Here is a 20,309-nt window from a genome sequence, read left to right as displayed (position 1 = left end):
TTGGCCTTGGCGGCCGCCTTCTTCGACTCGATCTTGTCGCCCATCGCCGCGATCGCGCCCGGGTTCGGGCCGATGAAGACGATGCCTGCTGCCTCCAGCGCGCGCGGAAACGCCTCGCGCTCGGACAGGAAGCCGTAACCGGGATGCACGGCCTCGGCGCCCGTCTTGCGGCAGGCCTCGACGATCTTCTCGATCACCAGATAGCTCTCGGCTGCCGCCGGCGGGCCGATCAGCACGGCCTCGTCGGCCATCTCGACATGGAGGGCGTCGCGGTCGGCCTCGGAATAGACGGCAACCGTCTCGATTCCCATCTTGCGGGCAGTCTTGATGACCCGGCAGGCGATTTCGCCGCGATTGGCGATCAGAATGCGTTTGAACATGCTTTTCTTGAGTCTCGACCTTGGGCGGGACCCTTCCCTGGCCGTTGGGGCCTATGGGACGGGCCGTGTGGCTCCCGTGGTACATCAAAATCGGCCGGAGGCAACGGTCTAAATCCGGGCCATCTGGCGTACCAGCGCAAGACCGAAACCGGACCGACGAGCCGTCGGACGACCTACGGCTTGCCGGGCCTCGACGCGGACCTGGCGACGTCCCGGAGCAGGCCATGAACAAAGCCCAGCTTGCCGACCACGGCGGGCGACAGGATGAAGGGATAGAGGTCACGCAGGCCCATGGCGCGGTTGACGCTGTTCATGGCGAAGGTGAAGGGCAGCCATGCGTTGACCAGCGCCTCGACGTCCCTCGCCTCATAGGGGTTGAAGCGGATACGCGCCGTCAACTCCCCGTCGCGGTCGACCTTGGGACGCACCTCCATGCCGAACTCGGCGGCCATCTCCAGGGTGTCGACGATGTGAAGATAATGCGCCCAGGTCTCGGCGAAATCTTCCCAGGGGTGCATCGTGGCATAGGCCGAGACATAGTTCTGCTGCCAGTCCGGCGGCGCGCCTTCGGCATAGTGACGCCGCAGGGCCTGGCCGTAATCGGTGGAATCGTCACCGAATACCGCGCGGCATTCCTCGAGCTTGCCGCCGCCCTGCACCAGCACGTCCCAGAAATAGTGCCCGACTTCGTGGCGGAAATGCCCGAGCAGCGTACGATAGGGTTCTCCCATCTCGAGCCTGCGGCGCTCGCGCTCGATGTCGTCGGTCTCGGTGAGCGCGATCGTGATCAGGCCATTGTCGTGGCCGGTCATGACCCTCTCTGCGCTGTTCGGATCGTCGGCGAGGAAATTGAAGATCAGACCATGCTCGGGATCGTCTTGCCGGGCCTGGAGCGGCAGCTTCCAGCGGATCAGGGAATAGAACAGACGGTGTTTCGCCACCTCCAGCTCGCGCCAGCCGGCAAGCTGGCGGGGGTCGGACAAATCCGGCACGATGCCGTTGTGGCGGCATGCACGGCAATAGCCGTTGCCCTCGCCCGTATCCGTCAGCCAGTTGCAGGCATCGTACTCGGCATTCCGGCACAGCATCCGGCTTTCGCCCTTGTCGGCCAGGATCCGCCAGGCCTCTCCGTCGGGCTCGATCGCCGACATCGTCTCCTTCTCCGGCAGGAAGGCGACCCGATGGCCGCAGCGTTCGCAGGCACGGTTCTCGAAATAGAGAACGTTGCCGCAGGCCTGGCAGACAAAGAGCTTCAAGATTTATCCTCTTCGGAAAGGGAGCCTTATCAAAGACATTCGCGACGCCTCGCGAAGACGCGTCCGCCGGCCGATCGTTCCAGTCTCCGGAACAAATTGCCAGACCCGGCGTTCGTTCATGCGCACCGCCATCCGTTTAATGGCGCCTTTCCCAGCCTTATTCCTCTAAACAATGGCCATCACGCTCCGTCTGTGTGAATATCGGTCCGGCACGTGCGCTCCCGCATGACAACGGCCGATGCCTTGAACGATCCCTTGCCCGAGACCATCGCCGCCGAAAGGCTGCGTCAACACCTCGAAGACGTCGCGCGCGAGCGCGACAACGCCTATCGCGCGCTCCAGGAGCGCGAGGCCGAGCTGGCGCGCATCCAGCGCATCGGCAAGGTCGGCGGCGTCGAGGTCGATTTTCGCGAAGGCTTCAAGAACCGCCGCTCGCCCGAATACCTCATGATCCACGGCCTGCCGCCGGAGGCGGCGGAGGAGTCGCACGAGGACTGGGTCAATCGCATCCATCCCGAGGACCGCGACGCCACCGTCAAGCACTTCGTCGATGCACTCGCTGGTACGAGCGAAGACTACACCGCCGAATACCGCATCGTCCGTCCCAATGACGGTGAGACCCGCTGGATCCGGGTCGTCGCCAAGATCGAGCGCGACAAGGACGGCCGCGCCATCCGGCTCGTCGGCGCCCATATCGACATCACCGACCAGATGCTCGCGCGCGAGACCCTGCGGGAGAGCGAGGAGCGCTTCCGGCTGATCGCCGACAGCGCGCCGGTGCCGATCTGGGTGACCAAGCTCGATCGCAAGCGCTCCTTCGCCAACCAGGCCTATGTCGATTTCGTCGGCCTGCCCTACGATGAGGCCATCGACTTCGACTGGCGCAAGGTGCTGCACCCCGACGACCTGCCGCACGTGCTGCAGCAATCGGTCCAGGGTGAAGCGTCGCTCAAGCCCTTCGTGCTGGAAGCGCGTTACAAGAACGCCAGCGGCGAATGGCGCTGGCTGCGCTCGGAATCGCAGCCGCGCTGGGACCCGACCGGCAAGCACATCGGCTTCATCGGCGTCGCCCACGACATCACCGTCGCCAAGCAGGCCGAGATCGAGCTGCGGCAGCTCAACGAGACGCTGGAAGAGCGCATCGCCGAGCGCACGGCCCAGCTCGAATCCAACGAGGCGCGGCTGCGCGCGATCCTGGAGACCAGCAACCAGTATCAAGGCCTGGTCAATCTCAGGGGCGAGCTGCTTTACGCCAACAACACCGCACTCGATGGCATCGGGGCGAGCTCGTCGGATGTGATCGGAAAGCCGTTGTGGGAGACGCCCTGGTTCAGCGCGACGGAGGGCATGAGCGCGCTGGTGCGCGAGGCCTTCCACACCGTGCTCAAGGGCGAAGCCGTGCGGCTGGAGATGCGGCTGCGCCTTCCCATCGGCGAGCGCGATTTCGACTTCGGCATGCGCCCCGTGCTCGACCGCCACGGCAACATCACCGGCGCCGTCCCTGAAGCCGTCGACATCACCGAACGCCGGCGCGGCGAGGAAGCCCTGCGGCAATCGCAGAAGATGGAGGCGATCGGCCAGCTCACCGGCGGCGTCGCCCACGACTTCAACAATCTCCTCACAATCATCCGCTCGGCCACCGACTTCCTGCGCCGCCGCGAGCTGCCGGAAGAGCGCCGCCGCCGCTATGTCGATGCCATCTCCGAGACCGTCGAGCGCGCCTCCAAATTGACCGCCCAGCTTCTGGCGTTCGCGCGCCGGCAGCCGCTGAAGCCGCAGATCTTCAACGTCGGCAGCCAGGTCGAGGGCGTCGCGCAGCTGGTCCGACCGCTGGTCGGCGGCCGTATCGACATCGCGGTGGAGATTCACGATGCCGACTGCTTTACCGTCGCCGACATCGCCCAGTTCGAGGCCGCTCTGATCAACCTCGCCATCAACGCCCGAGATGCCATGAACGGCGAAGGTCGCCTGATCATCGCCGTGCGCAAGGTCTCCGGGATTCCCAGCCTGCGCGCACAATCGGCGCGCGGCGGCGACTACGTCGCCATCTCCGTCAGCGACACCGGCAGCGGCATCGCGCCGGAACATCTCGACTCGATCTTCGAGCCGTTCTTCACCACCAAGGAGGTCGGCAAGGGCACCGGCCTCGGCCTCAGCCAGGCTTTTGGTTTCGCCAAGCAGTCCGAGGGCGACGTCGCGGTGACGAGCACCCAGGGCAAAGGCGCGACCTTCACCATCTATCTGCCGCAGGCACAAAGCCCCGCGACCGACAAGGAAGCCGCGGCACTGACCCATGAGGCCGCGGCCACCGGGCGCGGCTATCGCGTGCTCGTGGTCGAGGACGACGACGAAGTCGGCCGCTTCTCCACCGAGCTTCTGGAAGATCTCGGCTACGTCGTTCGCCGCGTCGCCAACGCCAACGCCGCGCTGGCGATCCTCGGCGAGAACGAATTCGCCGTCGACCTCGTCTTCTCCGACGTCATCATGCCCGGCATGAACGGCGTCGAGCTCGCCGGCATCATCCGCGAGCGCTATCCGGGCCTGCCCGTGGTGCTCACCTCCGGCTACAGCAACGTGCTCGCAGAAAACGCCCATCGCGGTTTCGAATTGATCCAGAAGCCGTATTCGGTGGAATCGCTGTCGCGCATCCTGCGCAAGGCGATCACGGAGAAGCTGTCGGTGGCAAGGTGACGCGAGCCGAGATTTGAGGCTGGCGGATCGATCCGGGGCACGGTAGTCAGGAGCGGTTTTCCGGAGATCAACTTGCCGACCGTGCCGTCTGACGCCATCTGGGCGTGGAGCATCATCGTCGTCGCGACAGCAGGCGTCATCATCCGCCCCTTTCGCCTGCCCGAGGCGGTCTGGGCGGTGATCGGCGCGAGCGCCCTGGTGCTATCAGGCCTGCTGCCGTGGCAGGACGCGCTTGCCGGCATCGAAAAAGGCCTCGACGTCTATCTCTTCCTGATCGGCATGATGCTGATCGCCGAGCTCGCGCGCCTCGAGGGCCTGTTCGACTACCTCGCCGCGCTCGCGGTCGAATACGCGGCCGGCTCGCCGCAGCGGCTGTTCCTGCTGATCTATCTCGTCGGCACGCTCGTCACGGTGCTGCTCTCCAACGATGCCACCGCGATCGTGCTGACGCCCGCCGTCTATGCCGCGACGCGCGCGGCCGGCGCCAAGCCACTGCCCTATCTCTTCGTCTGTGCCTTCATCGCCAACGCCGCGAGCTTCGTGCTACCGATCTCCAATCCCGCCAATCTCGTCGTGTTCGGCGCGCGCATGCCCGAGCTCACCGAATGGCTGCGTATGTTCGCCCTGCCCTCGGCGGCGTCGATCCTGCTGACCTACATCGTGCTGCGCCTGACCCAGCACCGGGCCCTGAAGGAGGAGACGATTGCGCGCCGCGTGCCGCATCCAAAACTCGGCCGCGGCGGCAAGCTGACGGCGATCGGCATCGTCGCGATCGGCGCCGTGCTGGTCACGGCGTCTGCGCTGGACAAGCAACTGGGGCTGCCGACGTTCATCTGCGGCGGCGTGACGGCCGCGATCGTGCTGCTGCTCAGCCGGCAATCGCCATTGCCCGTGCTGCGCGGCGTGTCCTGGAGCGTGCTGCCGCTCGTGGGCGGGCTCTTCGTCATGGTGGAGGCGCTGATCAAGACCGGCGTGATCGCGCAGCTCAGCGCGCTGTTGCACCAGGCGGTGGCGCAATCGGTACCGAAGGCGGCCTGGAGCGTCGGCATTGCCACCGCGCTAGCCGACAATATCGCCAACAACCTGCCGGTCGGCCTCGTCGCCGGCTCGGTCGCCGCCAGCGACCATCTGCCCGCGCCTGTCGTCAGCGCCATCCTGATCGGCGTCGACCTCGGCCCCAATCTGTCAGTGACGGGCTCGCTCGCCACCATCCTCTGGCTGGTCGCGCTCAGGCGGGAGAAGATCGAGGTCGGCGCCTGGCCCTTCCTCAAGCTCGGCCTGCTGGTGACGCCCCCCGCTTTGATCGCGGCGCTGGCGGCCGCAATCAGGTAAGGCAGGCCGCGGCCTTCGAAATTAAGTGCAAGCCATTTGCGGTGCGTCAATGCCGGCGGCGACGCTGCGGCTAGAATTCCATTGTCGCGCCAATCAAACGAATATGACGCGGCAAGGAAGGTTCATCATGCAGATCCAATCGAAAGCGTTGCCGCAGAGCTCCTTTCTGCGTCGCGCGATCCGGAGCCTCACCGCAGCGAGCGAGAGCGGTGTCGAGACGGCCCATCCCCTGCTGGTCGTCTCCGCAGTGGCGTTGTTCACCATCTTCATCATCGTGGAGGTCGACCTCCACTCCGCCCAGCTTCAGGCGCTCGGCCTGCTCGGCCACGGGATGGGAATCGATCCGGTCTTCTTGAGCCCGTAGTTGCCGGCCGAAGCGTTCCGGAATCAGTCCCGATCGCGGCGGCGACGCCGCGACCGGGTGGCGCCTCGTCAGTCGTTCTCGTAGCCGTAGACTTCCGGCAGGATGAAGATCGCGGCGAGCAATCCGATCAGCGGGAAGATCGCGACCATCAGCGTGGCGTTCGCCTGCCCGATCGCGGCGAACACCGTCGGGAACAGGAAGATCGCCAGGAACGACGGCAGCTTCACGAACATGTAGGCGAAGCCGCTGGCGGTGCCGCGATATTTCGGCTTGGCGACCATGGTCGGGATCGTCATGCAGTTCGACGCGTCCCAATAATGGCCCCACAGCATCGCGGCGGCCGCGAACGGCAGCAGGATCTTGTTGTCGGTGTAGAGCGCGAAGGCCGCGACCAGCAGCGAGGCCAGCACGATCGAGAAGCCGGCGATCGCGATGCCGCGGTGGCCGATCTTCGGCGTCAGCAGCGGCCCGACCCAGCCGGACAGTGCGGCGAAGGAGAACAGCGCCATCGTCACCAGGTTGATGCCGAGCACGCTCGACACGCCGACCATCACGAACAGCACCGGCAAATAGAACGCGAAGGTCGAGAACTCGCTCGCCTGGGTGAAACAGGCGATCCAGCCGTAGACCGTGGCGCGCCAGCGGATCGGATCCTTCTTGAGGTCGGCGAGGAACGCACGCGTGCTGGTCTTCGGAACAACCACATCCTGATCCGGCAGCATGTCGAGATTGTCGTTGAACATCTCGCGCGCGACCCGCTTGGCCTCGCGATAGCGCCCCTTCTGCACCAGCCACACCGCCGTCTCCGGCACGTCGTGGCGCATCAGAAGGATGATCAGCGCCGGCACCGCGCCGAGGCCGAGCGTCACGCGCCACAGCATCTCGTGCTGCATGTCGATCAAGAGGAAGATCACGATGACGCCGATGGTGAGGACCTCGCCGACCGCGAACATGAACTGCCAGCGGTTGCCCATGACCTCGCGCTCGCCCTTGGCCATGGATTCCATGATGTAGGTGTAGCCGGTCGAGATGTCCGAGCCGAGCGGGATGCCAAGCAGGAAGCGGATCACGATGAGCCAGGTGACGTCAGGCACGAAGGCCTGCGCCAGCGCCAGCACGATGAACATCACCATCGTCACCAGGAACATGACGCGGCGGCCGATCTTGTCGGACAGCCAGCCGCCCAGCAGCGCGCCGATCAGGGCCCCGCCCTGCGTGCCCGCCGCGGCAAGGCCCAGCATCAGCGCCGTGGGATTGTACTGCTCCTTGATGAAGATCAGCACGAAGGCGATCGAATAGAGGTCCCAGGCTTCGACCAGGATCGAGGCCATCATCAGCCAGCCGACCTTGTTGCCCTTGGGACTGTAGTTCGTGATGAGGTAGCGGACCGCGGCTTCGTTCGCGGTCGGTTGTGGCATCACCATCGTTGTCATGCTTGGTCCTCTTTTCAAAACTCGCTACGTGCCGAGCAGCGGCTCGATGCTGCAATCGAGCAGGCGCGGGTCGATCCCCGCTTCCATGCCCGTGAATATCTCGCCCATGTAGTCGATCAGCCCATCGCTCGCCTTCACAGCGTCGTCGACGCGGCGGCTGGCCACCGCGGCGAGAATGGCGAGATGACGATCGATCGTGCCCGACAGGTCGGCCTGCCCCGGCATGAAGCGGTGGTGGATGTAGCCGATGCGCCGGTACAGCGTGTGCAGCGGCCGCAGCGTGTGCACCAGGAACGGCTCGCCGGCGGCTTCCAGCACCAGCGCGTCGATGCGGCGGTCGATGTGGTTGAATTCGTCGAGGGTGAGGCTGGCGCGGCGCTCGCGCAGGAGACGTTCGATGTGCAGCGCCTGATTGCGATGCGAGAGGCTGGCGCGATCGGCCGCAAGGCGGATCACGAAACGCTCCATGTCGCGGCGCAAGGCCAGCAGCATGCGTTCGCGCGCAAGATCGATCGGCGCAATGTGCAGTCCGTGGCGCGGACGGATGATGATGAGCGTATCGGCGGAGAGACGATTGACGGCGTGGTGCACCGGCGTGCGCCCGAAGCCGGTGATCTGCTGCAATTCCAGCATGGTCATGAACTGACCGGGCTTGAGCTCGCAATGAACGAGGAGCTCCTCGATCCTCTGATAGGCCAGCTCGAAGAAGTTGAGACGGTTGCGCCGGGAGGGCCTGCCCTCGCCGTCCTCGTCGCTTCTCACCACTTCGAGCGCGCGCTTGCGCCGTGCCATGTTGTCCTCCCCTGCCACCCTGCTCGCGCGATCGAGCGGCGGCATATTTGTGACATCCTTAAAACATGTTGTGATATATTACAAGCGGGCGTATGACTGCCCGCCGAGATCGCCGGTTTTGACCGGCATAGACACGAACAACAAGACGGGCGCGAGGCGCCTTATCATGGGAGGACTGTTGCAGTGAAGATCACGTCGATCGAGACCCTGCGCACCGAGGAATTCTCCAACGTCATCTGGGTGCGAATCCACACCGACACCGGCGTGATCGGGCTCGGCGAGACCTTCTATGGCGCGGGCGCGGTCGAGGCGCAGATTCACGATACCTTTGCGGGCCGCCTGCTCGGCCGCAATCCCCTGCACATCGAAGCGATCCACCGCGACATGCTGAACCTGCCGATGGCGCAGTCCTCCACCGGCGTCGAGTATCGCGCGGCCTCCGCTATCGACATCGCGCTGTGGGACCTGTTCGGCAAGGTCTGCAATCAACCGGTGCACCAGATGCTCGGCGGCCTCTGCCGCGACAAGCAGCGCATCTACAACACCTGCGCCGGCACGCAATATGTCCGCTCGACCAACATCAGCCCGGTCTCGAACTGGAATCTCGGCGCCGCCAAGGGCCCCTATGAAGATCTCGACGGCTTCATGAACCGCGCCGATGCGCTGGCCGAAAGCCTTTTGGAGAGCGGCATCTCCGCGATGAAGATCTGGCCGTTCGATCCGGCGGCGCAGGAGAACAAGGGTCTCTACATCACGGCAGCCCAGATGAAGCAGGCGATCGAGCCGTTCGAGAAGATCCGCAAAGCGGTCGGCGACAAGATGGAGATCATGGTCGAGCTCCACTCGCTGTGGAACCTGCCGACCGCCAAGCAGATCGCGCGCGCGCTCGAGCCGTACAAGCCGACCTGGTACGAAGACCCGATCCGCATGAACTCGCCGCAGGCGCTGGCCGAATACGCCCGCTCGACCGACGTCTGGGTCTGCGCCAGCGAGACGCTGGGCTCGCGCTTTCCCTACAAGGACATGCTCGACCGCGACGCCATGCATGTGGTGATGGCGGATCTGTGCTGGACCGGTGGCCTCACCGAGGGCCGCAAGATCGCGGCGATGGCCGAGACCTATCACCGGCCCTTCGCGCCGCACGATTGCATCGGCCCGATCGGCTTCATCGCCGCCATCCACATGTCGTTCAGCCAGCCCAACACGCTGATCCAGGAATCGGTGCGCGCCTTCTACAAAGGCTGGTACAATGAGCTCGTCACCACGATGCCCGTGATCAAGGACGGTTTTGTCTATCCGATGGAAGGCCCCGGTCTCGGCGTCGACCTCCTGCCCGCCGTATTCGACCGCTCCGATCTCACCGTGCGTCGCTCCAACGCCTAAGGACTTTCTGACATGAGCACCTCTCTTTTCGATCTTTCCGGCCGCACCGCGCTCGTGACCGGCTCCTCCCGCGGCCTCGGCCGCGCCATCGCCGAGGGCATGGCAAAGGCCGGCGCGAAGATCATCGTCAACGGCGTCGATCCCAAGCGAGTCGAGCAGGCCGTCGCCGAGTTTCGCGCCGCCGGGCATCAGGCCGAAGGCGCAGCCTTCAACGTCACCGACGAGCCCGCCATCGTCGCGGCGTTCAACGACTTCGACAAGAAGAACATCGCGGTCGACATCGTCGTCAACAATGCCGGCATCCAGCACCGCAAGCCGCTGGTGGAGTTCACCACCGACGAATGGCGCAAGGTGATCGAGACCAACCTGACCAGCGCCTTCGTGATCGGCCGCGAGGCGGCCAAGCGCATGATCCCGCGCAAGCACGGCAAGATCATCAATATCGGCTCGCTCGGCAGCGAGCTCGCCCGCCCCACCATCGCGCCCTACACCGCGGCCAAGGGCGGCATCAAGAATCTCACCCGCTCGATGGCGGTGGAGTGGGCCCAGCACGGCATCACGGCCAATGCGATCGGCCCCGGCTACATGCTGACCGACATGAACGAGGCGCTGGTCAACAACACCGATTTCAACAACTGGCTGATGGGCCGCATCCCCTCCAAGCGCTGGGGCAAGCCGGACGAGCTGGTCGGCGCGGCGATCTTCCTGGCGTCGGACGCCTCGACCTACGTCAACGGCCAGATCATCTATGTCGATGGCGGCATGATCGCCGCGATGTGATCCGCGAACCAGGAGCAAGCCATGCGCGCCGTCGTCATCCACGCCCCGAAAGATCTGCGGATCGACAACTATCCCGATCCGGCGCCCGGCCCGGGCGAAGTCCGCGTCAAGATCGCCAATGGCGGCATCTGCGGCTCTGACCTGCACTATTACCATCACGGCGGCTTCGGCGTCGTCCGCATCCAGCAGCCGATGGCGCTAGGGCACGAGATCGCCGGCGTGGTCGCGGCCGTCGGTGACGGCGTCACCAGCGTGAAAACAGGCACGCGCGTTGCGGTCAATCCGAGCAGACCGTGCGGCCAGTGCCTGCATTGCCATGAAGGCATGCGCAACCAATGCCTCGACATGCGCTTCCTCGGCAGCGCGATGCGCTTTCCTCACGTGCAAGGCGGCTTTCGCGAGTTCATCACGGTCGATGCCACGCAAGCGGTGCCGATCGCCGACAAGCTCTCGCTGGCGGAAGCTGCGGTCGCCGAACCGCTCGCGGTGTGCCTGCATGCCGGCAAGCAGGCCGGCCCCCTGCTCGGCAAGCGCGTGCTGATCACGGGCTGCGGCCCGATCGGCGCGCTGATGATTTTGGTCTCGCGCTTCGGCGGCGCGTCCGAGATCGTGGTGACTGATGTGGCCGAGGCGCCGCTCGCGGTCGCGAGAAAACTCGGCGCGACGCATGCCATCAATGTCGCGGCCGATGCCACGGCGCTCGATCCCTGGCGCGCCGGCAAGGGCGTGTTCGACACGCTGTTCGAAGCCTCCGGCAATCAGGCGGCGCTGCGCACTGCGCTCGACGTGCTCCGCCCGGGTGCGACGCTGGTGCAGCTCGGTCTCGGCGGCGAGATGACGCTGCCGATCAATTCCATCGTCGCCAAGGAATTGCAGCTCCGCGGCACCTTCCGCTTCGATCCCGAGTTCGAGCTGGCGGTGCGGCTGATGGGCGAAGGCCTGATCGACGTGAAGCCGCTGATCACGGCCACCATGCCGTTCGAGAACGCGGTCGCCGCCTTCGAGCTTGCCAGCGACCGCTCACAGTCGATGAAGGTGCAGCTTACTTTCTAATTGCGCCCTCGGCCTGCTGGCTCTCGATCAGCCGGTCGCTGACCAGCCGCACGGCGCCCCGTTTCCACGAATAGTCCGCGCCGAGGCGCAGGCCGCTGTCGCCGCGCGCCAGCACCGCGCCGGTGCGGGCATCACGCAGCTGGAATCCGAGCGTGTATTCGGTGCGGCTGACCCGCCGCACCACGCCGATCAGCGATTGATCCGCGCCGAGCTCCTTCGCAATCGCGGCCTCGCAGCCGCCGCAGTCGCGTAAAGCGCGCGCCTTCGCCGCCTCGCCGCTCGCGCTGCCGATTTCGACGATGCGGTAGCGGCCGGACTGGCCGAGCACGTCACGCACGCCGCCGGTGGTCTCGGCGAGGTAGGATGTGTCTGAAGCGGCCAAGGCGCCCCCTGATGCGGCCGTCATGTCCTCGAGCTCGAAATCGAACACGGCGAGCGCGACCGGCGCGGGCGTGCCGAGCGCCGCGATGACCTCGCGGGCGAGGAACGCCTCGGCACGGTCCCAGGCTTCGTCGTTGTCGCCGCGGAACGTGTAGAGCTTCTCGAACAGGACCTTCTTGGCCGCGGTATCGATCACGGCGACCCGCGCCCATTGCACCAGCGTGCTCGTCTTCTGGACGCCGCCGACGACCTTGAATTTTGCATCGGCTTGCCCGGCGGGCGTGAGCTGATAGCGCTTGTCCGCCCCGACATCCCGTCGCAGCGCGACCATGAACGCGCCCAGCCGCTTCTCGTGGACGGCGGTCTGGTCGACCGGCTCGCCGGACGTATCCAGATACTGGAAATCCTCGATCGACACGCCGGCCGGTGCCGCGGCGGCCGCCTCGGTGCCCGCGCCGGCAGGCCGGACACCCACGAGGACAGCAAGGAGAAAAGCAGGGAGGATCAACCGGGAGAGGTACATGAGCGGAGCCTCGCAGATGGAGCGATCGGCAAATCTCGGCAGCAGCCCTACACCCTGCAACGGGGCCCGTCCCGGCGAGCGCCGGGAAAATTTCACGTCGTTGCACTGCGGTAACGCGTAGCGCTTTGCGCGGCTGGCGTTCTGCCGTTTAATGCGGCGGCGACAAACCTGTTCGCGCTAGGTGCTGCCCGATGTGGAACCGCCCGAGATTCGATCTCAAGGTCCGTCTGACGTTGCGCGTGGCCGCCATAACGGCCGCCTGCTTCGCCGCAATCTCCGCCTATTTCCTGATCGCGGCCGACCGCGCGGTGCACACGCGCATCGACGGCATCGCCGCGATCGTGGCGAAGTCGCTGGAGCTGCAGCAGGGCAAGATCCAGTGGGTGGCCGGCCCGCGCGACTTTCCGAACCTCGATCCCGTCGCCGCCTATGTGATGACGCCCGGCCTGTGTCTGGCATTCCGTGGCCCGAGCGGCGAGATGCTGCAGCGGTTCTGCAGCGGTGCGCCTGCCCCGGAGAGCCCGTCGCCGCAGGTCTTCGCGGCCTTCTATCGCAGCCTGTTCGACCCCGGCCGCGAAGCGGCACGGCCCGTGATCGTGCGCGGCGCCAAGCTCGGCGAGACCGTGGTCTCGGTCGATCCGGCCGTGCAGACGGCGGAGGCCTGGCACGAGGCCGGCCGCCTGATGATTGCGCTTGCGATCGCGCTGCCGCTGCTGTGCTTGCTGGTCTACGCCGCGCTGGCGCGCGCGCTGCGCCCGACCCGCCTGATCCGCAACGGCCTCGAGCGGATCGCCGCCAACGACCTCTCGGCGCGGCTGCCGCCGTTCGATCTGGCCGAACTCTCCGCGATCCGCGACGGCTTCAACCATCTCGCCGAAAGCCTCGACAATGCGCTCGCCGAGCGCAGCGAGCTGACGCGCAAGCTGATCGCGCTCCAGGACGACGAGCGCCGCCATCTGGCGCGTGAGCTGCACGACGAGTTCGGCCAGTCGCTGGCCGCCATCCGCGCGCTCGCCTCCTCCGCCCGCCAGACCGCCGCGCAGGACTGCCCCGCTTTGCTCGGCGAATGCGACGGTATCGCGCGGACCGCGACCAGCATGATGGAGACGCTGCGCGGCGCGCTGTTCCGGCTGCGCCCGCCCGACGTCGAGGAGCTCGGGCTGGTGGCGAGCCTGGAAGGCCTCGTCGCGGGCTGGAACGGACGCAGCCGCGGCGAGACGCGCTTTTCGATCCATTTCGACGGCGCGGTCGAGACCCTGCCCTCCGCGATCAGCGCCAACCTCTACCGCATCGTGCAGGAGGCGCTGACCAACGCCGCCAAGCACGCCGGGGCCACCAGGGTGGACCTGCATCTGACGATGGCGGCAGACGAGATCGCGCTTGCCATCGACGACGATGGCCGGCCGAACGATGCCTCCAGCAAATCCGGCATGGGCCTGCTCGGCATGCGCGAGCGCGTTGCGGCCTTGCGCGGCCGGATGAGCTTCGAAGTCGGCGCCAACGGCGGCTCGGCGCTGCGCGTCGTCATTCCGCTCACCGCCGCCGAGCGGCAGGCGCTGGAGCATGCGGCATGAGCGCGGCCGATGCCTCCATCCTGCTGGTCGACGACCATTCCGTGGTCCGCGAGGGCTATCGCTCCGTGCTCCAGAAGCAGCCGGGCCTGCGCGTCATCGCCGAAGCCGCTGACGGCGCGGAGGCCTACCGGCTGTACAAATCCGAGGCGCCCGACCTCGTCATCATGGATCTGAGCATGCCCGGCATCGGCGGCATCGAGGCCGTCAGGCGGATCAGGCAGTGGGACAAGGGCGCAAGGATCCTCATCTTCACCATGCACCAGAATGCGGGCTTCGCCGTGCAGGCGATCCGCGCCGGCGCCAGGGGTTACGTCACCAAGACCAGCCCGCCGGAAACGCTGGTACGGGCCGTGATGGACGTGCTCGCCGGCAAGATCGCCATCAGCCCCGACATCGACCACGAGCTGGCGCTGAGCCGGCTCGGCGGCGAAAGCTCGGCCGCCGACGTCCTCACCGCGCGCGAGTTCGAGGTGATGCGGCTGCTGCTCGCGGAGCGGACGACGGAGGAGATCGCCGAAACGCTGCATGTCAGCCCGAAGACGGTGGCGAACCTGCATTCCCTGATCAAGGACAAGCTTGGCGTCGGCTCCGACATCGAGCTGGTCCGCCTCGCCTTGCGCCAGGGACTGTTGACCGAGCCCGATCTCGGCGAAGCGTGATGGACCCCGAGAAGCGGTCGATTATTCGCGCGCGACCACCTGGTCCAGCCACGCACAGTTGAGCGGCGGCACGCGGGGATCAGCGACGCGAACGCCGCGCGCTGCCGCATCGAGCCGCATGTCGCGCAGGCGCTTGCGCTGCTCCTCCGGCATATGCAGCCGCTCGTGGCCCCACAGCGACGGGCCATCAAAGGTCTCGTGCGGCTGCCAGGTCTGGGGATCGATGATGCGCCCGCCCCAGCCATATTCGATGAAGAAGCCGGACGGCGTGTTCACATAGAACGACGTCATGTGGTCGTTGGTGTGCCGGCCCAGCGTATAGACGATACGGCCATCTTCGAGCTGCGCGAGGTCGTAGCCCTGACCGACATCGTCGAGGCTGCCGAGCTCGACCATGAAATGATGCATCGCCTTGCGCCCCGAGCCGACCATCGCAAAGCTGTGGTGGCGGCCGTTGACGTGGAAGAAATACAGCCCATAGGGCTTCAGCCCGAAATCCGAGACGTGGAAGCCGAGCAGGTCGCGGTAGAACGGCAAAAGCGGCTCGACATCCTCCACGTTGAGCACGACATGCCCCATGCCGAGCGCGCCGGTACGGAAGCCCGAGATCGGTCGGCTCGGCTTGAACGGCTCGCTCGCAAGCTCCGGCTTGCAGAAGGCCTCGAGCCGGTTGCCGGCGGGATCGACGAACGCGATCAGTTCGGCGACATGCCGCTCGTCGGCGAGCGCGCGCGAGCCGCGCGTCACCTTGACGCCGTGGGTTTCGAGCCGTCCCGCCAATTGATCCAGCTCTGCCATGGACGGAACTTCCCAGCCCATCACTGCAAGGCCGGCGTCGCTACTGCCGTCGACGATCAGCCGCTGCTTGCGATCGTCCATGCGGAACGCGCGCATCTTGCCGCCGCGATCGACCTGCTGCATGCCGAGCAGCCCCGTCGCCATCCGGCCCCACTGATCGAGCTGCGATGAGTTGATCCCGATATAACCGAGCGCGGTGATTTCCATCGAATTCCTCCCGAAGGCATCGCGTGTGCCGCAATGCGGCGAACTTGATACCGGCTGCGCACGATTCTACGGTGGCGTTCCGCAATCGCTTCGCGTTCGCGACGATAATCGCGGGACCGTGCGCCACAAGGGAGGAAATGCGAAGTGTCCAAGGAGCGGACGGGGACGGGCGCACCACGGCAGTCGGAAGGCGTCCGCGCCTTCAAGCGCGGACTTGACGTGCTGCGAGAGGTCAATCGCTCGGGCGGCATCCGTGCCGGCGACGTTGCTCGCGCGCTCGACCTGCCTCGCCCGACCGTCTATCGCCTGCTCGAAACCCTGGAGGAACTTGGCTATATCGCCCGCAGCGCCAGCGACGACCGTTTTCGCGTCACCCGGCGCGCGCTGAGCCTCGGCGATGGCTACGACCCCGGCGTGGTGATCTGCCAGGCGGCGGCGCCTTATCTTGCCGAACTCAGCAAGACCCTGGTCTGGCCCGTCGATCTCTCGACTTATGAGAACGCCGCGATGGTGGTGCAGGAAACCACCCATTCGCGCAGCCCGCTCTCGATCGACCGCGGCATGATCGGCAAGCGTCTGCCGATGCTGCGAACCTCTGCCGGGCGCGCGTATCTCGCCGCCTGCCCGGCGCGCGAGCGCGACCTCATCGTCAATCATCTGCGCCGGATCGACGAGGCCGACGACCGCCCCTTTCTCGACGAAGCCCGCCTCGACCGCATGATTGCCGAGACTGCCCGGCGCGGTTACGCGATCCGCAGCGAGGGCGAGTATAATCCCAAGACGGCTTCGATCGCCGTACCCATCGTCCGAGGCGGCGTCGTGTTCGGTTGCATCTCCATCATCTGGATTCGCTCGGCACTGGGGATCGAGGAGGCAATTGCGCAATTTGCAGCGCAGCTTCAGGAGACGGCCGCGGCCATCCCGGTCGAGGTCTAGACTCCGTCCGTCCGCTGGGCGGACACTTGGCGCGGCGGCGTTGATGCTGCGGCGCGGCTTGGGGAAGAGATAGCCCATGCAAGATAAATCCGCCCCCGAAGAATTTGATGTCGTGATCGTCGGCCGCGGGCCGGTTGGTGCGACACTTGCCAATCTGCTCGGCCTCCGCGGCGTGCGGACACTGGTGCTGGAGCGCGAGACGCAGACCTATCATCTGCCGCGCGCGGTGCATTTCGACGACGAATGCATGCGCGTATTCCAGACCGTCGGCCTTGCCGACGCGATCCTGCCGCATGTCATCCTGAGCCCCGGCATGCTCTTCCTCGACGCCAACGGCAAGATGTTGCTGGATTGGTCGCGCCCGCAGACGCTGACGCCGATGGGCTGGCATCTCAGCTACCGCTTTCACCAACCTGATCTTGAGGACGTGCTGATCGGCGGCCTCGCCCGCTGGCCGCACGTCACCTTGCGCAGCCGCTGCGACGTGTTCGCGCTGGACCAGGTCGAAGACGGCGTGCGCGTCCGCTACGAGGACCTCTCGAACGGGAAGCTCAGCGAGGTCCGCGCCGGCTATGTGATCGGCTGCGACGGCGCCCGCTCGCTGGTCCGCCGCTTCATCGGCTCCAGCATGGACGATCTCGGCTTCCACGAGCGCTGGTTGGTGATCGACGTGCTGCTCAAGCGCGCGCGCGACGATCTCGGCGACTACAGTCTCCAGCATTGCGATCCAAGGCGGCCGGCGACCTATGTGCGCGGCACCGGCACGCGGCGCCGCTGGGAGATCACGATCCTCCCGGACGAGGATTCTCAGGAGATCGCGCAACCGGCAAAGGTCTGGGACCTGCTGTCGCGCTGGATCACGCCTGATGATGCCGAGCTCGAACGCGCCGCGGTCTACACGTTTCATTCGGTCATCGCACGGCAATGGCGGAGCGGCCGTTTGTTTCTTGCGGGCGATTCCGCGCACCAGACCCCGCCCTTCCTCGGCCAGGGCATGTGCGCCGGCATCCGGGATGCCGCCAACCTCGCCTGGAAGCTCGCCGCAATCATCCAGGGCGGCGCCGCACCCGATCTGCTCGACACCTACCAGAGCGAGCGCCAGCCACATGTGCGCGAGTTCATCGAGCTCGCCATCCGTCTCGGCGGCGTGATCAACACCAAGGCGATCGAGGCCGGCCTTGCTGCCGGCGAAGCGCGCGAGAACGCGCCGGTCAAGCTGGACGTGAGGAAGCCCCTGCTCGGCCCCGGGCTCACGTTCAGCGACCTGCCGCTCGCCGGCCATCTCGCACCGCAATTCATGCTGCGCGACGGAGGCCGCAGCGACGACCGGACCGGCTATCATCATGTGCTGCTCGTCGAGGCCGCGGCCGTACTGCCGTCGCGCCTGGCGCAGGCCGGGATCGAGATCCTCGCCGGCGACGACGCCGAAGGCGTCCGAGACTGGCTGCGCAAGCACGGCATCATCGCCGCACTGGTTCGTCCCGACCGTTACATCCGCGGCACCGCCCGCGACGAGCCCGAGCTCGAGCGACTCGTCGCCGCCGCCATTCCTGCAACCCAGATTCCCTTAACCCAAGCGCCGTCCGCGGCCTGATCGAACCCACTTTCAAGGACATCTCATGAAGCTGCTTTCTTTCATCGCCGACGGCCGCGCCTCTTTCGGTGCCGTCAAGGACAACGGCGTCGTCGATCTCGGCGCGCGCATGGCGCCCTGCGCCACGCTGCGGCAGTTGCTCGAAGCCGGTCGCCTTGGCGAGGCGGCAAAGATCGTCGCGTCCGCTGCGCCCGATCATCCGCTCGACAAAGTCACCTTCGCACCGGTGATCCCCGATCCCGGCAAGATCATCTGCGTCGGCCTGAACTACCGCGACCACGTCGCCGAGACCGGGCGCACCGTCACCGAGAAGCCGGCGCTGTTCGTGCGCTTTCCCTGCAGCCAGGTCGGCCATCTCCAGCCGATCGTGAAGCCCAAAGTGAGCGACGATTTCGATTATGAAGGCGAGCTCGCGCTGGTGATCGGCAAGCAAGGCCGGCACATCCCGGCTGGCCACGCGCTCGATCACATCGCCGGTTATTCCTGCTACAATGAGGGCAGCATCCGCGACTGGCAGCGCCACACCAGCCAGTTCCTTTCCGGAAAGACCTTTGCGGAGAGCGGCAGCTTCGGTCCGTGGCTGGTGACGACGGACGAGATTCCAGATCCGTCGAAGCTCACCTTGCGGACGCGCCTGAACGGCGCCGTCGTGCAGGACACTACCACCGACCTCCTGATCACGGGCATTCCCGAGCTGATCGCCTACATCTCCACGATCTGCCCGCTCGTTCCCGGCGACGTCATCGTCACCGGCACGCCCGGCGGCGTCGGCGCCAAGCGCACGCCGCCGCTGTGGATGCGTCCCGGCGATACCGTCGAGGTCGAGATCTCGGGCATCGGAACCTTGCGCAACACGGTCGTCGCCGAACCGGTCTGACCACGCCTTCGAGCAATCAAGAACGACAAGTCAGGAAACGCCATGGCCAACCTCCGTACGACGTCCGCCTCCACCTTGCTCATCACGCTGGCGCTCGCAGGCCCGCCTGCGCGCGCCGAAATCAAGGCCGATGCCATCCGCATCGGCGTGCTCACCGACATGAACGGCGTGTTCGCGACCGCGATGGGCCCGGGCTCGGTCGAGGCGGCACGGATGGCCGCGGAGGAGTTCGCCGGCAAGATCAACGGCAAGCCGATCGAGATCCTGCAGGCCGATCACCAGAACAAGCCGGATCTGGCGGCATCGCTCGCCCGCAAATGGTTCAGCGAAGGCGTCCAGGCGGTCGCCGACGGCGGCAGCTCCGGCGCGGCCCTCGCCGTGCAGGAGCTGGTGCGCGGCAACGGCAAGATCTTCCTCGTCTCCGGCGCCGGTGCCAACCAGCTCACCGATGAGGCCTGCGCGCCGACCAGCGTGCAGTGGACCCAGGACGCCTATTCCACGGCGACCGCCGTGGTCTCCGGCATCATGCAGACCAGCAAGGAGCCATGGTTCTTCATCACCGGCGACTATGCCTTCGGGCATTCGATCGAAGCGACCGCGCGCGCCCGTATTGGGGAGCTCGGCGGCAAGGTCGCCGGCAGCGTCAAGGCGCAGCTCGGCACGCCCGATTTCAGCTCATTCCTGCTGCAGGCACAGTCGTCGGGCGCCAAGATCCTCGCCATCAACGTCGCCGGCGACAACGCCACCGCCATCAAGCAGGCCGAGGAGTTCGGCCTCGCCGACCAGGGCATCAAGATCGTGCCGATGTCGTTCCAGAACGTCGACATCGAGTCGGTCGGGCTGAAGGCAACCCGCGGCGACCTCATCGTCACCTCGTTCTTCGAGGACGTCTCGCCGGCCGCGCGAAAATTCTCCGACGCCTTCTATGCGCGACGCAAGGCCATGCCCTCGCAGATCCAGGCAGGCGTCTATTCCGCCGTGCGTCACTATCTGCAGGCGATCAAGGACACCGATACCGACGACAGCGCCGCCGTGATGGCGAAGATGAAAGCGACGCCGGTGTCGGATGCCTATACGCCCCACGGCCGCATCCGCGAGGACCAGCGCATGGTGCACGATCTCTATCTGGTGCAGGTCAAGACACCCGCAGAGTCCAAAGGCCCGTGGGATTTCGTCAAGCTGGTCGCGACGATCCCGCCCGACCAGGCCTTCCGTCCGCTCGACCGCAGCAAGTGCAGCCTGGTGGGAAAGTAGTGCCGAGGCGTGGACTCGTGACTCCAGATCACACGCATTCGA

Annotated in this window: 18 protein-coding genes; 12 read left to right on the top strand and 6 right to left on the bottom strand. The window is 66.1% G+C overall.

The annotated features are described in order from the left end of the window. Positions 1–380, bottom strand: a 380-nt coding sequence (locus tag XH81_RS15950; RefSeq protein WP_271596273.1) for a biotin carboxylase N-terminal domain-containing protein, incomplete at its 3' end; no start/stop codon positions are given. Between the two features lie 173 nt (positions 381–553). Continuing rightward, a complete protein-coding gene (locus XH81_RS15945) occupies positions 554–1,636 on the bottom strand; it encodes a zinc-binding metallopeptidase family protein (RefSeq protein ID WP_028140908.1) in 1,083 nt (360 codons plus the stop codon). A 213-nt stretch (positions 1,637–1,849) separates the two neighbouring features. Here XH81_RS15945 and XH81_RS15940 point away from each other — a divergent pair, with 213 nt between their 5' ends. From XH81_RS15940 to XH81_RS15930, 3 genes are all read left to right on the top strand, one after another. Further along, positions 1,850–4,327 carry a hybrid sensor histidine kinase/response regulator gene (locus XH81_RS15940; RefSeq protein WP_028140909.1) on the top strand — a complete coding sequence of 826 codons (2,478 nt, stop codon included), beginning with the start codon at positions 1,850–1,852 and terminating at the stop codon, positions 4,325–4,327. Positions 4,328–4,408: 81 nt separating this feature from the next. After that, on the top strand, positions 4,409–5,659 hold the full coding sequence (locus XH81_RS15935) for an arsenic transporter (protein WP_028140910.1): 1,251 nt from the start codon (positions 4,409–4,411) through the stop codon (positions 5,657–5,659). Positions 5,660–5,786: 127 nt separating this feature from the next. Beyond that, positions 5,787–6,023, top strand: a complete 237-nt coding sequence (locus XH81_RS15930) for a hypothetical protein (protein WP_028140911.1) — start codon at positions 5,787–5,789, stop codon at positions 6,021–6,023. Positions 6,024–6,091: 68 nt separating this feature from the next. Here the strand turns inward: XH81_RS15930 and XH81_RS15925 are convergent, their stop codons facing one another. Together XH81_RS15925 and XH81_RS15920 are read right to left on the bottom strand one after the other, a co-directional pair. Beyond that, positions 6,092–7,456 (bottom strand): MFS transporter, encoded by a 1,365-nt coding sequence (locus tag XH81_RS15925; protein ID WP_028140912.1) that lies wholly within the window; start codon positions 7,454–7,456, stop codon positions 6,092–6,094. A gap of 24 nt (positions 7,457–7,480) precedes the next feature. Next, positions 7,481–8,248, bottom strand: a complete 768-nt coding sequence (locus XH81_RS15920) for a GntR family transcriptional regulator (RefSeq protein ID WP_028140913.1) — start codon at positions 8,246–8,248, stop codon at positions 7,481–7,483. A gap of 183 nt (positions 8,249–8,431) precedes the next feature. Here XH81_RS15920 and XH81_RS15915 point away from each other — a divergent pair, with 183 nt between their 5' ends. Genes XH81_RS15915 through XH81_RS15905 form a run of 3 tightly spaced genes read left to right on the top strand, consistent with a single transcriptional unit; the run spans position 8,432 to position 11,464 of the window. After that, on the top strand, positions 8,432–9,631 hold the full coding sequence (locus XH81_RS15915) for a mandelate racemase/muconate lactonizing enzyme family protein (protein ID WP_028140914.1): 1,200 nt from the start codon (positions 8,432–8,434) through the stop codon (positions 9,629–9,631). A 12-nt stretch (positions 9,632–9,643) separates the two neighbouring features. Next, positions 9,644–10,411 carry a glucose 1-dehydrogenase gene (locus XH81_RS15910; RefSeq protein ID WP_028140915.1) on the top strand — a complete coding sequence of 256 codons (768 nt, stop codon included), beginning with the start codon at positions 9,644–9,646 and terminating at the stop codon, positions 10,409–10,411. A 21-nt stretch (positions 10,412–10,432) separates the two neighbouring features. After that, positions 10,433–11,464: an L-idonate 5-dehydrogenase gene (locus XH81_RS15905; protein ID WP_028140916.1), complete on the top strand. Its 1,032-nt coding sequence runs from the start codon at positions 10,433–10,435 to the stop codon at positions 11,462–11,464. Here XH81_RS15905 and XH81_RS15900 read toward each other — a convergent pair. After that, complete coding sequence (locus tag XH81_RS15900) at positions 11,454–12,368, bottom strand: DUF3280 domain-containing protein (RefSeq protein ID WP_049801992.1); 915 nt, start codon at positions 12,366–12,368, stop codon at positions 11,454–11,456. The genes XH81_RS15905 and XH81_RS15900 overlap by 11 nt on opposite strands. Before the next feature lie 191 nt (positions 12,369–12,559). On the opposite strand from XH81_RS15900, the gene XH81_RS15895 reads away from it, so the two are divergent. Further along, positions 12,560–13,942, top strand: coding sequence for a sensor histidine kinase (locus tag XH81_RS15895; protein ID WP_028140918.1), 1,383 nt, complete (start codon positions 12,560–12,562; stop codon positions 13,940–13,942). Next, positions 13,939–14,601 (top strand): response regulator, encoded by a 663-nt coding sequence (locus XH81_RS15890; protein WP_028140919.1) that lies wholly within the window; start codon positions 13,939–13,941, stop codon positions 14,599–14,601. Before XH81_RS15895 ends, XH81_RS15890 begins: the two co-directional genes overlap by 4 nt. 21 nt (positions 14,602–14,622) lie before the next feature. Here the strand turns inward: XH81_RS15890 and XH81_RS15885 are convergent, their stop codons facing one another. After that, positions 14,623–15,606, bottom strand: a complete 984-nt coding sequence (locus XH81_RS15885; protein WP_028140920.1) for a VOC family protein — start codon at positions 15,604–15,606, stop codon at positions 14,623–14,625. Positions 15,607–15,750: 144 nt separating this feature from the next. On the opposite strand from XH81_RS15885, the gene XH81_RS15880 reads away from it, so the two are divergent. The 4 genes from XH81_RS15880 (at position 15,751) to XH81_RS15865 (ending at position 20,267) form a co-directional block, all read left to right on the top strand. Beyond that, positions 15,751–16,542 carry a DNA-binding transcriptional regulator gene (locus tag XH81_RS15880; protein ID WP_028140921.1) on the top strand — a complete coding sequence of 264 codons (792 nt, stop codon included), beginning with the start codon at positions 15,751–15,753 and terminating at the stop codon, positions 16,540–16,542. A 76-nt stretch (positions 16,543–16,618) separates the two neighbouring features. Beyond that, positions 16,619–18,136, top strand: coding sequence for a bifunctional 3-(3-hydroxy-phenyl)propionate/3-hydroxycinnamic acid hydroxylase MhpA (gene mhpA / locus XH81_RS15875; protein ID WP_028140922.1), 1,518 nt, complete (start codon positions 16,619–16,621; stop codon positions 18,134–18,136). A gap of 25 nt (positions 18,137–18,161) precedes the next feature. Beyond that, positions 18,162–19,013, top strand: a complete 852-nt coding sequence (locus XH81_RS15870; protein WP_028140923.1) for a fumarylacetoacetate hydrolase family protein — start codon at positions 18,162–18,164, stop codon at positions 19,011–19,013. A 42-nt stretch (positions 19,014–19,055) separates the two neighbouring features. After that, positions 19,056–20,267: an ABC transporter substrate-binding protein gene (locus XH81_RS15865; protein ID WP_271594094.1), complete on the top strand. Its 1,212-nt coding sequence runs from the start codon at positions 19,056–19,058 to the stop codon at positions 20,265–20,267. The last annotated feature ends 42 nt before the right edge of the window (positions 20,268–20,309 follow it).

Origin of the sequence: Bradyrhizobium sp. CCBAU 25360 (assembly GCF_028128695.1) — a bacterium.
GTDB classification, from domain to species: Bacteria; Pseudomonadota; Alphaproteobacteria; order Rhizobiales; family Xanthobacteraceae; genus Bradyrhizobium; species Bradyrhizobium ottawaense.
The sequence above is the reverse complement of the archived record's forward strand: the minus strand, read 5'-3'. Positions and strand labels throughout refer to the sequence as shown.